Source organism: Streptomyces sp. ATexAB-D23, from assembly GCF_000373645.1.
Lineage (GTDB): Bacteria > Actinomycetota > Actinomycetes > Streptomycetales > Streptomycetaceae > Streptomyces > Streptomyces castrisilvae.
The window spans coordinates 44,180-57,807 of sequence record NZ_KB892007.1 but is presented as its reverse complement, the minus strand read 5'-3'; the positions used below and the strand labels follow the sequence as shown (position 1 = coordinate 57,807).

The 13,628-nt window shown below is 71.2% G+C and carries 15 protein-coding genes; 13 read left to right on the top strand and 2 right to left on the bottom strand.

Translation table 11 applies throughout. From position 1 onward, the window contains the following. Positions 1-122 precede the first annotated feature (122 nt). Entirely contained in the window at positions 123-1,250 is a 1,128-nt protein-coding gene (locus B082_RS0108965; protein ID WP_018551471.1) for a ferrochelatase, read from the top strand. A gap of 45 nt (positions 1,251-1,295) precedes the next feature. Then, positions 1,296-2,120, top strand: coding sequence for an inositol monophosphatase family protein (locus B082_RS0108960; protein ID WP_018551470.1), 825 nt, complete (start codon positions 1,296-1,298; stop codon positions 2,118-2,120). Positions 2,121-2,225: 105 nt separating this feature from the next. Here the strand turns inward: B082_RS0108960 and B082_RS39435 are convergent, their stop codons facing one another. After that, on the bottom strand, positions 2,226-2,402 hold the full coding sequence (locus B082_RS39435; RefSeq protein WP_168712273.1) for a hypothetical protein: 177 nt from the start codon (positions 2,400-2,402) through the stop codon (positions 2,226-2,228). A gap of 381 nt (positions 2,403-2,783) precedes the next feature. Between B082_RS39435 and B082_RS0108950 the strand changes: the two genes are divergently transcribed. The 4 genes from B082_RS0108950 to B082_RS35835 all read left to right on the top strand — a co-directional run bounded on the left by B082_RS0108950 (position 2,784) and on the right by B082_RS35835 (position 6,345). Beyond that, positions 2,784-3,437: a response regulator transcription factor gene (locus B082_RS0108950; protein ID WP_018551468.1), complete on the top strand. Its 654-nt coding sequence runs from the start codon at positions 2,784-2,786 to the stop codon at positions 3,435-3,437. Positions 3,438-3,463: 26 nt separating this feature from the next. Beyond that, a complete protein-coding gene (locus tag B082_RS0108945; RefSeq protein ID WP_018551467.1) occupies positions 3,464-4,678 on the top strand; it encodes a sensor histidine kinase in 1,215 nt (404 codons plus the stop codon). A 406-nt stretch (positions 4,679-5,084) separates the two neighbouring features. Beyond that, positions 5,085-5,381, top strand: coding sequence for a DUF4193 domain-containing protein (locus B082_RS0108940; protein ID WP_003965732.1), 297 nt, complete (start codon positions 5,085-5,087; stop codon positions 5,379-5,381). A 13-nt stretch (positions 5,382-5,394) separates the two neighbouring features. After that, positions 5,395-6,345 (top strand): hypothetical protein, encoded by a 951-nt coding sequence (locus B082_RS35835; protein ID WP_026249572.1) that lies wholly within the window; start codon positions 5,395-5,397, stop codon positions 6,343-6,345. Positions 6,346-6,384: 39 nt separating this feature from the next. Here B082_RS35835 and B082_RS0108930 read toward each other — a convergent pair whose 3' ends face one another. Next, a complete protein-coding gene (locus B082_RS0108930) occupies positions 6,385-6,843 on the bottom strand; it encodes a DUF3093 domain-containing protein (protein WP_018551465.1) in 459 nt (152 codons plus the stop codon). Between the two features lie 58 nt (positions 6,844-6,901). Here B082_RS0108930 and B082_RS0108925 point away from each other — a divergent pair, with 58 nt between their 5' ends. The 7 genes from B082_RS0108925 (at position 6,902) to B082_RS0108890 (ending at position 13,626) form a co-directional block, all read left to right on the top strand. Continuing rightward, entirely contained in the window at positions 6,902-7,486 is a 585-nt protein-coding gene (locus tag B082_RS0108925; protein WP_026249571.1) for a PaaI family thioesterase, read from the top strand. Further along, positions 7,486-8,019 (top strand): dUTP diphosphatase, encoded by a 534-nt coding sequence (gene dut / locus B082_RS0108920; RefSeq protein WP_018551463.1) that lies wholly within the window; start codon positions 7,486-7,488, stop codon positions 8,017-8,019. The genes B082_RS0108925 and dut overlap by 1 nt, the downstream gene beginning before the upstream one ends. A 1-nt stretch (position 8,020) precedes the next feature. After that, entirely contained in the window at positions 8,021-8,785 is a 765-nt protein-coding gene (locus B082_RS0108915) for a DUF3710 domain-containing protein (RefSeq protein ID WP_018551462.1), read from the top strand. A gap of 315 nt (positions 8,786-9,100) precedes the next feature. Next, positions 9,101-9,190 carry a K(+)-transporting ATPase subunit F gene (gene kdpF, locus B082_RS37585; protein WP_018520580.1) on the top strand — a complete coding sequence of 30 codons (90 nt, stop codon included), beginning with the start codon at positions 9,101-9,103 and terminating at the stop codon, positions 9,188-9,190. 6 nt (positions 9,191-9,196) lie between these two features. After that, a complete protein-coding gene (gene kdpA, locus B082_RS0108900) occupies positions 9,197-10,861 on the top strand; it encodes a potassium-transporting ATPase subunit KdpA (protein ID WP_018551460.1) in 1,665 nt (554 codons plus the stop codon). Between the two features lie 26 nt (positions 10,862-10,887). Continuing rightward, positions 10,888-12,942 (top strand): potassium-transporting ATPase subunit KdpB, encoded by a 2,055-nt coding sequence (gene kdpB / locus B082_RS0108895; protein ID WP_018551459.1) that lies wholly within the window; start codon positions 10,888-10,890, stop codon positions 12,940-12,942. 6 nt (positions 12,943-12,948) lie between these two features. Next, complete coding sequence (locus B082_RS0108890) at positions 12,949-13,626, top strand: potassium-transporting ATPase subunit C (protein WP_018551458.1); 678 nt, start codon at positions 12,949-12,951, stop codon at positions 13,624-13,626. The last annotated feature ends 2 nt before the right edge of the window (positions 13,627-13,628 follow it).

Genomic DNA, 13,628 nt, shown 5'->3' with positions numbered 1-13,628 from the left:
TCATACTCACGGCCCCCGCACACCCTTCCGGCACCCGCCGCACGCCCGGCGGGGCCCGGCCGGATGCTCCGGTCCGGATGTCGGTGGGACCGGCTCCCGGCACGGGTGGCAGGATCGATGCCATGTCCGATCTGCGCGATCCCGCCCCCTACGACGCCCTGCTGCTGCTCTCCTTCGGAGGCCCCGAAGGCCCGGACGACGTGGTCCCGTTCCTCGCGAACGTGACCCGCGGCCGGGGAATCCCCGAGGAGCGGCTCAAGGAGGTCGGCAAGCACTACTTCCTGTTCGGGGGCGTCAGTCCGATCAACGCCCAGAACAGGGCCCTGCTCGACGCGCTGCGCAAGGACTTCTCCGAGCACGGGCTCGGTCTGCCGGTCTACTGGGGCAACCGCAACTGGGCCCCCTACCTCACCGACACGCTGCGCGAGATGGTCACCGACGGCCACCGCCGCATCGCCGTCCTGGCGACCAGCGCCTACGCCTCCTACTCCGGCTGCCGGCAGTACCGCGAGAACCTCGCCGAGTCGCTGGCCGCCCTGGAGGCCGAGGGTCTTCCCCTGCCTCGCGTGGACAAACTGCGGCACTACTTCAACCACCCCGGCTTCGTCGAGCCCATGGTGGAGGGTGTGCTCGCCTCGCTGGCGGACCTGCCCGACGACGTGCGTACGGGGGCGCACCTGGCCTTCACCACGCACTCCATCCCCCTCTCGGCCGCCGACACCTCGGGCCCCGTCGAGGCGCACGGCGACGGCGGCGCCTATGTCGCCGAGCATCTGGACGTCGCCCGCCTGATCGTCGACGCGGTGCGCGAGCGGACCGGTGTCGAGTACCCCTGGCGGCTCGTCTACCAGTCGCGCAGCGGGGCCCCGCACATCCCCTGGCTGGAACCCGACATCTGCGACCACCTCGAATCGCTCCACGGCGAGGGCGTCCCCGCCGTGGTGATGGCGCCCATCGGCTTCGTCTCGGACCACATGGAGGTCCTGTACGACCTCGACACCGAGGCCACCGCCAAGGCCGCCGAGCTGGGCCTGCCGGTCCGCCGGTCCGCGACGGTCGGCGCCGATCCGAGGTTCGCCGCGGCCGTGCGCGACCTAGTCCTCGAACGGGCCGCCACCGAGCGGGGCCGCCCGCCGCGGCCGTGCGCGCTCGGAACGCTCGGCGCGAGCCACGACCTGTGCCCGGTGGGCTGCTGCCCGGCCAGGACGCCCAAGCCCGCCGCCGCGGGCGCCGACAGTCCGTACGCGTAGCAGCCGCCCGACCGACCCCGCCCTTCTCACCCCTTTGGGAGCGCCGTGACCGACCCCGACGTGTCGCACACCCTGCTCGATCTCGCCCTGGAGGCCGCCGAGCTCGCCGGCCGGCTGCTGCGCGACGGGCGCCCCGCCCGGCTGGGCGTGGCCGCGACCAAGTCCAGCCCGGTGGACGTCGTCACCGAGATGGACATCGCCGCCGAGAAGCTGATCACCGGATTCCTGGCCGAGCGCCGCCCCTACGACGGCTTCCTCGGCGAGGAGGGATCGACCACCGAGGGCAGGAGTGGCGTGCGCTGGGTCATCGACCCGCTCGACGGCACGGTGAACTACCTCTACGGGCTGCCCACCTGGGCCGTCTCCATCGGCGTGGAACTGCACGGCGAGCGGGTCGCCGGGGTGGTGGCGGCCCCGATGCGCCAGGAGACGTACCACGCGGTACTCGGCGGCGGCGCGTACGTCACCGGCGGGATCCACGGCGACACCCCCGTCCGGCTGCGCTGCCGCCCCGCCGCGCCGCTCGCCGAGGCCCTCGTGTCGACCGGCTTCAACTACGTCGCGGACGTCCGGGCGCACCAGGCCGAGGTGGCGCGCAGGCTGATCCCCGGCCTGCGGGACATCCGGCGCGGCGGCTCGGCCGCGATCGACCTCTGCGACGTGGCCGCGGGCCGGCTCGACGGCTACTACGAGCGCGGCCTGCACCCGTGGGACCTGGCCGCCGGCGACCTCATCGCCCGGGAGGCGGGCGCCCTGACCGGCGGACGTCCCGGCCGCCCCGGCGACGGGGAGCTGATGGTGGCCGCGTCCCCCGGTGTCTTCGAACCCCTCCAGACCCTCCTGGAGGAGCTGGGCGCCTGGCACGACTGACTGGGCCACGCCCGCCAGGAGGCCCTGGCCGCCTCCCGGTGGGGACGGGCATGAAGAGGGCCCCGTGGCCGCCCTGCGGCGGTCCCGGGGCCCTCTCGCGACGGTTCAGGCGTTCGTCGCCGTGCTGATCTGAACACCGTGCTCGGCGGCGAGGCGATGAAGGTCGTCGAGTTCGCTCTGCTCGACGTCCGCGAGGAAATCGTCGCCCGTCTCGCGTGCTTTCGTGAGATCGGACTCGGTGGTCCTGATGCGTTGCAGCAGACCTGCGGTGAAAGCGTCCATGAAGCGCCCCCTCATCGTGGGTCGGTGGCACGGGGGTGTGCCCGGATTTCCCTCCGCCGAGGCGGTAGGGCGGGTGATCACGCACTCTCCGGGGACGGAGGGGCCTGTGGCACGCCACATAAAAGACGTGATCGCGGGGTGTGAATGCGTCCTCCCCCGCTCGAACCTCAGAGAAACCTCAACTGGCCCAAAAATCCCGTTGTTTCCTTGAAGCCGCAGGTCGGACCGTACCGTCTTACCGCCGGTTTATACGCGTTCCGGGCAGGATGGAGCCGCACGGGGTGTGCCGGGGCACGCCCGCGGCACCGGCGGCCGGTCCGTTCCGGACGCCGTGAGGCCCGTGGTGAAGACCGCTTGCGAAGTTCTAGGGAAGGAAGCGCCGTGCGCGTACTCGTCGTGGAGGACGAGCAGCTGCTCGCCGATGCGGTGGCCACCGGATTGCGCCGCGAGGCCATGGCCGTCGATGTCGTGTACGACGGTGCCGCGGCCCTGGAGCGCATCGAGGTCAACGACTACGACGTCGTGGTGCTGGACCGCGACCTCCCCCTGGTCCACGGCGACGACGTGTGCCGCCGGATCGTCGAGCTGGGCATGCCCACCCGGGTGCTCATGCTCACCGCCTCCGGGGACGTCAGCGACCGCGTGGAGGGGCTTGAGCTGGGAGCCGACGACTATCTGCCCAAGCCCTTCGCCTTCAGCGAGCTGACCGCCCGGGTCCGGGCGCTCGGCCGCCGTACGACCGTCGCCCTGCCGCCGGTCCTGGAGCGGGCCGGCATCAAGCTCGACCCCAACCGACGCGAGGTGTTCCGGGGCGACCAGGAGGTCCAGCTGGCGCCCAAGGAGTTCGCCGTCCTGGAGGTCCTGATGCGCAGCGAGGGGGCGGTCGTCTCGGCCGAGCAGCTCCTGGAGAAGGCCTGGGACGAGAACACCGACCCGTTCACCAACGTCGTCCGGGTCACCGTCATGACCCTGCGCCGCAAACTCGGCGAGCCCCCGGTGATCGTCACCGTGCCCGGCTCCGGCTACCGGATCTGAGCCCGGTGCCCGCCGTACCGCCGCCCATGGGGGCGCCCCCCAAACCCACCTGGGAGCCCAAGCAGCAGGAGCCCGCCTACCCCTGGCTGCGCCCTACCATCCGGATACGGCTCACCCTGCTGTACGGCGGCATGTTCCTGATCGCGGGCATCCTGCTGCTGTCGATCATCTACATGCTGGCCGCCCAGGCCCTGCACGTGGGCAGCGAGCTGCCGTTCAAGATCGTCGACGGGTACGTGTCCAGCGACGTCTGCGACCTGCTGAAGCAGGGCAGCTCACCCAGCGCGGTGAACGCGGCGATGAACTCCTGCGTCAACCACCAGCGCCAGCAGGCCCTGGACACGCTGCTCAACCGCTCGCTGCTGGCCCTGGTGGGCCTGAGCGTCATCGCCTTCGCCTTCGGTTACGGGATGGCGGGCCGGGTGCTCTCACCGCTGGGCCGGATCACCCGCATCGCCCGCCGGGTGGCCGGTACGGACCTGTCCAGGCGGATCGAGCTGGACGGCCCGGACGACGAGCTGAAGGAGCTGTCCGACACCTTCGACGACATGCTGGACCGCCTGGAGCGGGCCTTCACCGCGCAGCAGCGGTTCGTCGGGAACGCCTCGCACGAGCTGCGCACCCCGCTGGCCATCAACCGCACGCTGCTGGAGGTCCACCTCTCCGACCCACAGGCACCTCCCGAGCTCCAGCAGCTCGGCAAGACCCTGCTGGCCACCAACGAGCGCAGCGAGCAGCTGGTCGAGGGCCTGCTGCTGCTCGCCCGCAGCGACAACCAGATCGTCGAGCGCAAACCCGTCGACCTCGCCGAGGTCGCCTCGCGCGCCGTCGACCAGGCGCGCGGGGAGGCCGAGGCCAAGGGCGTGGAGGTGCACGTGGCGCTGGCCCCGGCGGTCGTCCAGGGCAACGGCGTCCTGCTGGAGCGCATCGCGCTCAACCTCGTACAGAACGCCGTGCGCTACAACGTGGCGGAGGACGGCTGGGTGGAGGTGAGCACGGAGCTTCTGCCGGGTCAGGCGGTGCTCGTCGTCTCGAACACCGGTCCCGTGGTGCCCGCCTACGAGATCGACAACCTCTTCGAGCCCTTCAGACGGCTGCGTACCGAGCGCACGGGCAGCGACAAGGGGGTCGGGCTCGGCCTGTCGATCGCGCGGTCCGTCGCGCGCGCCCACGGAGGCCGTATCATCGCCGAGCCCCGCGAAGGCGGTGGTCTTGTGATGCGTGTCTCACTGCCCGTGTGACGGGCGGAGCGAGCCGCTCCCGCAACGATTATTTTTTGTTCGCTTTGAGCGGAATTTTCGGGACCTGATCCCGGAAAGTCCATGTGTGATCGATCACAGAAGCGAATATCGCCCTGTCCACGTTCCGTGACCAGGGAACCCATCGGAAACCCGGCGAAACGCCGGGTTTCCGGGGGTCGTCATCACGGGAAGTACACGGGGTGGCGCCTGCGAAGGCCGCCGCCGGGACCGTGTACGGTCCCCAACGCCACCCAAGCTGATCACTCCGGAGCGGTCCTTTTGGGTGTCGATTGAGTAACAGACCTTGATGTGAGGCAAAATCTCCGCCTCAGGTCGGGCACAAGTCCGGCCTCTCACGCGTTACGTGCGCTGAGACACCCGCAGACACCCAGAGGGGGAGAGCGACATGGCAACGGATTACGACACCCCACGAAAGACCGACGACGACGTCGATCAGGACAGCCTTGAAGAGCTGAAGGCGCGTCGGAGCGACAAGACGGCGTCCGCCGTCGACGTCGACGAGTTCGACGCCGCAGAAGGACTGGAGCTGCCCGGCGCAGACCTGTCCAACGAGGAGCTGGCCGTACGGGTCCTGCCCAAGCAGGCCGATGAGTTCACCTGCATGAGCTGCTTCCTCGTCCACCACCGCAGTCAGCTGGCCCGCGAGAAGAACGGTCAGCCGATCTGCCGCGACTGCGACTGAGGTCCGGTCGGCCGTGGCAGGGGACACACCCTTCCGTAAGCGGCGCCCCTGGGGCAAGAAGTCGTCGGAGGCGCAACAGGGCGGTACAGGCCCGGCAGAAGGTGCGACAGCACCTGCCGAGCGGTCCGCCCTGCCACCCTCGCCGGACGGACAGGACGACGAGCGGGGCCTGGCGGCCTCGCTCGAAGCAGCGGAAGTAGCAGCCGAGGCAGTCCGCGAGGCTGCCGGAGTCGACACGGCCGATGGGGCCGAACAGGTCGACAGGACGGAGCCCGTGACCGGGGCAGGCCGTCTGAATTCAGTGAAACGGGGCGTTCGCAAGGGCGGGGAGAGCGCCAGGGCGACGATCGGCCGTATCGCGGACCTGATCATCGCCATCGCTCCCCGCGTCCCTGTGCGCGACCTCGCCACCCTGCGCGAACAGTTTCCCGGCCTCGGGCCGGAGGAGATCGCCGACCGCCTGGTCACCGGCGCGAGCCGCGCGAGCGCCACCGTCGGCGCCGGAATCGGCGCGGCGGCCATGATGCCCGTACCCCCCGCCATGCTCGCCGAGCTGACCGCGGACCTGACCGGCGTCGCCGCGATCGAGCTGAAGCTCGTCGCCGAACTGCACGAGGTCTACGGCCTGCGGCCACCGGGCGGCGTCGGCCGGCGCTCCACCGCCTACCTCACCTCCTGGACGGAGGAACGCGGCATCGACGTCCTGCAGCCCGTCACGCTCGACGCGGCGCTGGGCGGTCATATGAAGCGCGAGCTGCGCCGGCAGATCATGAAGCGCACGGCGCGCGACCTGCCGAACCTCATCCCGTTCCTGATCGGCGCCACGGTAGGCGCGGTGATGAACCGGCGCGACACCAGGAAGCTCGCCGGGCACATCAGGAAGGACCTGCGCAAGAAGCAGGTCCCCTGGGACCGCCTCCCCGAGCTGCCCCCGCTGGAACAGCCGCCCGGCAAAAGGTCCTAAGGGCTGTCCCGCCAGGAATTGCGGGACAGCCCTTAGGGACTACGCCGGGACCGCCGCGTTCAGCGCGGCCACCAGTGCCCGCGGGTCGCGGGTCGACAGATAGACGTACGGAGTCGGGTCCTCGGGGTCGGTGACCTCCACGCGCACCGCCGTCGGGATGTAGCTGCGCAGCAGCATGAAGGCACGGGTGTCCGCCTTGTACGTGCGCCAGGCCCGCGCCTCCTCGGCGTCCAGCGCCTCGGCGCGGCCGAGGGCCGACACCGGAATCCGCGCGTCCCCGGCGACGAGCGCACCCGCCACCACCCGGACACGGGCGGAGCCGTACGAGCTCACCGCGACCGCCGACAGGACCGTGCCGCCCGCGAGACCGGCGAGCAGCGGCAGAGTGCCCAGCGGCAGCAGCATCAGCGCGCACGCGATGCCGATCAGGACGGCGATCAGCCACCACGAACGGGGGGCGGTGAGACGTTCGTCGAAGGGCGGTGTGGAAGGCTGCATGGCTCCAAGCTTGGCACGGCGCGACCGGCGGGTACCCGCGCGGGTAAGGTCTGCGCCTGTGAGTGGAACATCTGCGGCTCTGACGCCCCCGGCCGACGCGGTGAAACCGGTCCGGCACCCCGACGCCCCGGCCCCCGGCGAACTCCTCGGCGCACACTACGAGCACTGTTTCGGCTGCGGCGGCGGACAGCCGCACGGACTGCACCTCCAGGCGCGGGCCGGCGAGGGGGTCTGCGTGACCGCCGAGTTCACCGTGAAGGCCGCCCACCAGGGCGCCCCCGGCCTGGCGCACGGCGGTGTGCTGGCCACCGCGCTGGACGAGACGCTCGGCTCGCTGAACTGGCTGCTGCGGGCGATCGCGGTGACCGGACGGCTGGAGACCGACTTCGTCCGCCCCGTCCCCGTCGACACCGTGCTGTTCCTCGACGCCGAGATCACCGCCGTGCACGGCCGCAAGATCTACTCCCGGGCGACCGGCCGGATCGGGGGCCCGGACGGGCCCGTGGCGGTACGCGCCGATGCCCTGTTCATCGAAGTCAAGGTCGACCACTTCATCGAGAACGGCCGGCCGGCCGAGATCCGGGCCGCGATGGCCGACCCCGACCAGGTCAAGCGGGCCCGTGCCTTCGAGGTGAACCCCTGATGCGCCACCCTGTCGACGTGCTGATCCGCCGGGTCGACCCGGACGTTCCCCTTCCGGCCTACGGGCACCCCGGAGACGCCGGGGCCGACCTCGTGACGACCGAGGCGGCCGAGCTGGCGCCGGGCGAGCGGGCCGTGCTGCCCACCGGGGTTTCGATCGCCCTGCCCGACGGGTACGCCGCGTTCGTGCACCCACGATCCGGCCTCGCCGCCCGCTGCGGAGTGGCCCTCGTGAATGCCCCGGGGACGGTCGATGCCGGGTACCGTGGAGAGATCAAGGTGATCGTCATCAATCTCGACCCGCGCGAGTCCGTGCGGTTCGAGCGGTTCGACCGGATTGCCCAACTGGTCGTGCAGCAGGTCGAGAAGGTGCGCTTCCACGAAGTGTCGGAGCTTCCCGGCTCGGCGCGGGCCGAAGGGGGCTTCGGGTCCACCGGCGGCCATGCCGCCGTTGATGTTGATGGCGTCCGGGGCGGGGTTCCCCAGGACGGGAACAGCTACGCTTCGGTCGAATCCGACCGGGAAGGACAGTGACGTGTTCGGACGTCGCAAGAACAGTGATGCCGCCGATGACACGGCGGACGAGGCGCGCGAGGCCGAGCAGGTCGTCGACGAGCAGGGTGACGCCGAGGGCGGATCGCGCCGGACGAACCTTCCGCCGGCGCCGCGCCCGGACGGCCCGTGGGACATCAGCGAGGTGTCCCAGCCCGGCGAGGGCCGGGTCGACCTGGGCGGCGTCTTCGTGCCCGGCGTCGAGGGCATGGAGCTGCGGGTGGAGGTCGCGGGCGACGCGATCGTCGCCGCCACCGTCGTGCTGCGCGACAGCGCGATCCAGCTCCAGGCCTTCGCCGCCCCCAAGAAGGAGGGCATCTGGGGCGAGGTCCGCGAGGAGATCGCCTCCGGCATCACCCAGCAGGGCGGCATCATCGACGAGGTCGAGGGCCCGCTGGGCTGGGAGCTGCGCGCGCAGGTCCCCGTACAGCTTCCCGACGGGACGAACGGCGTGCAGCTGGTGCGCTTCGTCGGCGTCGACGGCCCGCGCTGGTTCCTGCGCGGAGTGATCTCCGGCCAGGGCGCCGTGCAGCCGGAGGCCGCAGGTCTCCTGGAGACGGTCTTCCGGGACACCGTGGTCGTCCGCGGCGAGGGCCCGATGGCCCCCCGCGACCCGATCGTCCTCAAGCTCCCCAACGACGCCCAGATGGTCCCCGAGGGCGTCCAGCAGGAGGAGCAGGAGGGCTCGAAGTTCTCCGGTGGCATGGGCCAGCTCCAGCGCGGCCCCGAGATCACCGAGGTGCGCTGACCCGCACCCGCGGACACCGGCCGGTGGGCCGTACCCCTTCCCGGGGTGCGGCCCACCGGCTTTTGCGCGGCTCCAGCGCGTACAGGGCGCGTACAGGGCGCGTATCGGGGGCGTACAGGCGTCGTCAAAGCCGCGCTCCTTCGCGTATGGAAGACATCAACGCAGGTCACAGCGGTTCCGGCAGGCGGTTTGCTCAAGAGGTCCGATCCATCGACACCTCATCCAGGAGCACCCGATGGCCGATCTGGCCTTCGTCGTCACCACGATCGCGGTCTTCGCGCTGGTGGCACTCGTCGCCGGGGCGGTGGCGAAGCTGTGACCGCGGACAACGTGGCCGGCCTCGTCGTGGCCGCCGCCCTGCTGGGCTACCTCGTACTCGCCCTCCTCTTCCCGGAGAGGTTCTGAGCCGACATGAGCCCCGTCCTCTCCGGCATGCTCCAGTTCCTCGCGCTCTTCGTAGCGCTGGGACTGGCCTACCGCCCCCTCGGCGACCACATGGCCCGCGTCTACACCTCGCCCCGCCACCTGCGGGCCGAGACGTGGATCTACCGGGCGATCGGCGCCGACCCCGGCGCACAGATGCGCCGGGCCGCCTATCTGCGGGGCGTCCTCGCGTTCTCCGCCGTCGGCGTCCTCTTCCTCTACCTGCTCCAGCGGCTCCAGGGCGCCCTGCCCGGCTCGCTCGGCTTCTCCTCGATCAGCCCGGACCAGGCGTTCAACACGGCCGCCTCGTTCGTCGCCAACACCAACTGGCAGTCGTACGCCGGTGAGCAGACCATGGGGCACGTCGTACAGACCGGCGGCCTCGCGGTGCAGAACTTCGTCTCCGCCGCCGTCGGCATGGCCGTCGCGGTGGCCCTCGTACGAGGTTTCGCCGCCCACCGCACCGGGGAACTCGGCAACTTCTGGGCCGACCTGGTGCGCGGCACCGTGCGCATCCTGCTGCCCCTCTCGGTCGTCGGCGCGCTCGTGCTGGTCGCCTGCGGGGCCGTGCAGAACTTCTCCGGCATCCATGAGGTCGGCCGGTTCACCGGCGGGCCGCAGCAGTGGAACGGCGGCGCGGTCGCCTCGCAGGAGGCGATCAAGGAGCTGGGCACCAACGGCGGCGGATACTTCAACGCCAACTCCGCCCACCCCTTCGAGAACCCCAACGGCCTGTCCAACCTCTTCGAGATCTTCCTGATCCTCGTCATCCCCTTCGCCCTGACCCGCACCTTCGGCCGCATGACGGGCTCGGTCCGGCAGGGATACGCGATCCTCGCGACGACCCTCGTCCTCTGGATCGGCTTCAGCGCGCTGATGATGTGGACCGAGTCCGCCCACCACGGGCCCGCCTTCGAGATCGCGGGCGGGGCGACGGAGGGCAAGGAGACCCGGTTCGGAGTCGGGGGCTCGTCCCTGTTCGCGGTCGCCACCACCCTCACCTCGACCGGGGCGGTGAACTCCTCCCACTCCTCGTTCACCGGCCTGGGCGGCGGCATCACCCTGCTCGGCATGCAGCTCGGCGAGATCGCGCCGGGCGGCGTCGGCTCCGGGCTCTACGGGATGCTGATCATGGCGGTCATCGCGGTGTTCGTCGCCGGTCTGATGGTCGGCCGCACGCCCGAATACCTGGGCAAGAAGATCGGCGCCCGCGAGATCAAGCTCGCCGCCTGCTACCTCCTGGTCACCCCCGCCCTGGTGCTCGGCTTCACCGCCGTCGCCCTCGCGCTGCCCACCCCGCCCGCGTCGATGACCAACACGGGCGCGCACGGCTTCTCCGAGATCCTCTACGCCTACACCTCCGGCGCCAACAACAACGGCTCGGCCTTCGCCGGGCTCAACGCGGACACCCCGTGGTTCAACACCACGATCGGGCTCGCGATGCTGCTGGGCCGGTTCCTGCCCATGGTCTTCGTCCTGGCCCTGGCCGGCTCGCTGGCCGAGCAGCGGCCCGTACCGGCCACCTCCGGCACCCTCGCCACGCACACACCGCTGTTCAGCGGGCTGCTGGCCGCCGCCGTCGTGGTCATCGCCGGCCTCACCTACTTCCCGGCCCTCGCCCTGGGCCCGCTCGCCGAGGGACTGGCGTCATGACCACTCGTACGCGACAGGAGCGCCCCATGCCCACCACCGCGCCCCGGCGGCGCACCGGCATCGGGCTGTTCGCCCCGAAGACCCTGACCGCCGCGCTCCCCGTGGCCCTGCGCAGGCTCGACCCGCGGGTGATGGCCAGGACACCGGTCATGTTCGTGGTGCTGGCGGGTTCCGTATTCACCACCGTGCTCGCCGTGCGGGACCCGGGCGACTGGTTCGGCTGGGCGATCACCGGCTGGCTGTGGCTGACCACCGTCTTCGCCAACCTCGCGGAGGCGGTCGCCGAGGGCCGCGGCAAGGCCCAGGCCGATACGCTGCGCCGGGCGAAGACGGACACCGTCGCCCGCCGGCTGACCGGCGCGCGAGAGGAGCGGGTCGCGGGCACCGACCTGCGCGTCGGCGATCTCGTGGTCTGCGAGGCCGGCGACCTCGTCCCCGGCGACGGAGACGTCGTCGAAGGCGTGGCAGGCATCGACGAGTCCGCGATCACGGGCGAGTCGGCCCCCGTCATCCGCGAGTCGGGCGGCGACCGCAGCGCGGTCACCGGCGGTACGAGGGTGCTCTCCGACCGGATCGTCGTCCGGATCACCACCAAGCCCGGCGAGACCTTCATCGACCGGATGATCGCCCTGGTGGAGGGCGCCGCCCGGCAGAAGACGCCCAACGAGATCGCCCTGAACATCCTGCTGGCGTCCCTCACCGTCGTCTTCCTGCTCGCCGTCGTCACCCTCCAGCCCTTCGCCGTCCACGCGGGCGCCGAGCAGTCCATGATCGTGCTGACCGCCCTGCTGGTCTGCCTGATCCCGACCACCATCGGCGCGCTGCTCTCCGCGATCGGCATCGCGGGCATGGACCGGCTCGTCCAGCGCAACGTCCTCGCCATGTCCGGGCGGGCCGTCGAGGCCGCCGGTGACGTCTCGACGCTGCTGCTCGACAAGACCGGCACCATCACCCTCGGCAACCGCCGCGCCACCGGACTGCTGCCCCTGCCCGGGGTCACCGAGGCCGAGCTCGCGGACGCCGCCCAGCTCGCCTCGCTGGCCGACGGGACACCCGAGGGCCGGTCCGTGACTGTCCTCGCCAGGGAGCGCTACGGGCTGCGCGAACGCCACGCGGGCGAGCTGCCCGGTGCCACCTGGGTCGCCTTCACCGCCCGCACCCGGATGTCGGGCGTGGACACCGAAGGACGCGCGGTCCGCAAGGGCGCCGCCGGATCGGTCCTCGCCTGGGTGAGGGAACGCGGCGGCAGCGTCCCGGACGAGGCCCGCGCGCTCACCGACCGCATCGCCGGCGCGGGCGGCACCCCACTGCTGGTGGCCGTGGACGACGGAAGCGGGGCGCGGCTCCTGGGCGTCGTCCACCTCAAGGACGTCGTCAAGGAAGGCATGCCCGAACGGTTCGCCGAACTGCGCCGGATGGGCATTCGTACGGTCATGATCACCGGCGACAACCCGCTGACCGCGAAGGCCATCGCCCAGGAGGCGGGCGTGGACGACTTCCTCGCCGAGGCCACGCCCGAGGACAAGATGGCCCTCATCAAGCGGGAGCAGTCGGGCGGCGGACTCGTCGCGATGACCGGCGACGGCACCAACGACGCTCCGGCGCTCGCCCAGGCCGATGTCGGCGTGGCCATGAACACCGGGACCTCGGCCGCCAAGGAGGCCGGGAACATGGTGGACCTGGACTCCGACCCGACGAAACTGATCGAGATCGTGGAGATCGGCAAGCAGTTGCTGATCACGCGCGGGGCGCTGACCACGTTCTCGCTGGCCAACGATGTCGCCAAGTACTTCGCGATCATCCCCGCGATGTTCGCCGCGGTCCATCCGGGCCTGGACACGCTCAACATCATGGACCTGTCGTCGCCCAGGTCCGCGATCCTCGCCGCCGTGATCTTCAACGCGCTGATCATCGTCGCGCTCGTCCCGCTCGCCCTCAGGGGCGTCCGCTACCGGCCGGGCGGCGCCGCGTCCATGCTCCGGCGCAATCTCGCCGTCTACGGCATCGGCGGACTGATCGCCCCGTTCGCCGGCATCAAGCTCATCGACCTGCTCCTCTCCCTCGTCCCCGGAATCGGCTGACCCGCCATGAACCAGTCCGTACGCAACCCCGCCCGGCAGCTCTGGGCCGCCCTGCGCGCCCTGCTCGTCCTCACCCTGGTGTGCGGCGTCATCTACCCGCTCGCCGTCACGGCCGTCGCCCAGGCGTTCATGCCCGGCCGCGCCAACGGCTCCGAGATCAGCTCCAACGGCAAGGTCGTCGGCTCCACGCTCATCGGCCAGCGCTACGACCTGCCCCTCAAGAAGGGGCAGGAGGTCGCCGCCCCCGACCTCAAGTGGTTCCAGCCGCGCCCCTCCGAAGGGCTCGGCGCCAACAGCCTCAACACCCGTTACACGCTGCTCGTCTCCGGCGCGAGCAACCTCTCCGGCGACAACGCGGACCTCATCGAGCGGGTCACCGCCGCCAAGGACGCCGTGGTCAAGGACAACTCCGTCCCCGGCCACCCCGTCAGCCCTTCCCAGGTCCCCGCCGACGCCGTCACCTCCTCCGGCTCCGGACTCGACCCCGACATCTCCCCGGCCTACGCCCACCTCCAGGTCCGCCGCGTCGCGGCCCGCAACCACCTCGCGGCCGAGCGGGTCGCCGAGCTGGTCGGGCAGCACACCGACGGGCGCGTCCTCGGCTTCATCGGGGAACCCCGCGTCAACGTCCTCGAACTCAACCTCGCGCTGCGGCGTCTGATGGGCGGTGCCGGGACGCGCTGACC

What these genes read in the sequence shown, in the direction of transcription:
- B082_RS0108965 (WP_018551471.1), top strand. Translation starts at nt 123, where the DNA reads ATGTCCGATCTGCGCGATCCCGCCCCCTACGACGCCCTGCTGCTGCTC.
- B082_RS39435 (WP_168712273.1), bottom strand. Translation starts at nt 2,402, where the DNA reads ATGGACGCTTTCACCGCAGGTCTGCTGCAACGCATCAGGACCACCGAG.
- B082_RS0108945 (WP_018551467.1), top strand. Translation starts at nt 3,464, where the DNA reads ATGGGGGCGCCCCCCAAACCCACCTGGGAGCCCAAGCAGCAGGAGCCC.
- B082_RS0108940 (WP_003965732.1), top strand. Translation starts at nt 5,085, where the DNA reads ATGGCAACGGATTACGACACCCCACGAAAGACCGACGACGACGTCGAT.
- B082_RS0108930 (WP_018551465.1), bottom strand. Translation starts at nt 6,843, where the DNA reads ATGCAGCCTTCCACACCGCCCTTCGACGAACGTCTCACCGCCCCCCGT.
- dut (WP_018551463.1), top strand. Translation starts at nt 7,486, where the DNA reads ATGCGCCACCCTGTCGACGTGCTGATCCGCCGGGTCGACCCGGACGTT.
- kdpA (WP_018551460.1), top strand. Translation starts at nt 9,197, where the DNA reads ATGAGCCCCGTCCTCTCCGGCATGCTCCAGTTCCTCGCGCTCTTCGTA.
- kdpB (WP_018551459.1), top strand. Translation starts at nt 10,888, where the DNA reads ATGCCCACCACCGCGCCCCGGCGGCGCACCGGCATCGGGCTGTTCGCC.
- B082_RS0108890 (WP_018551458.1), top strand. Translation starts at nt 12,949, where the DNA reads ATGAACCAGTCCGTACGCAACCCCGCCCGGCAGCTCTGGGCCGCCCTG.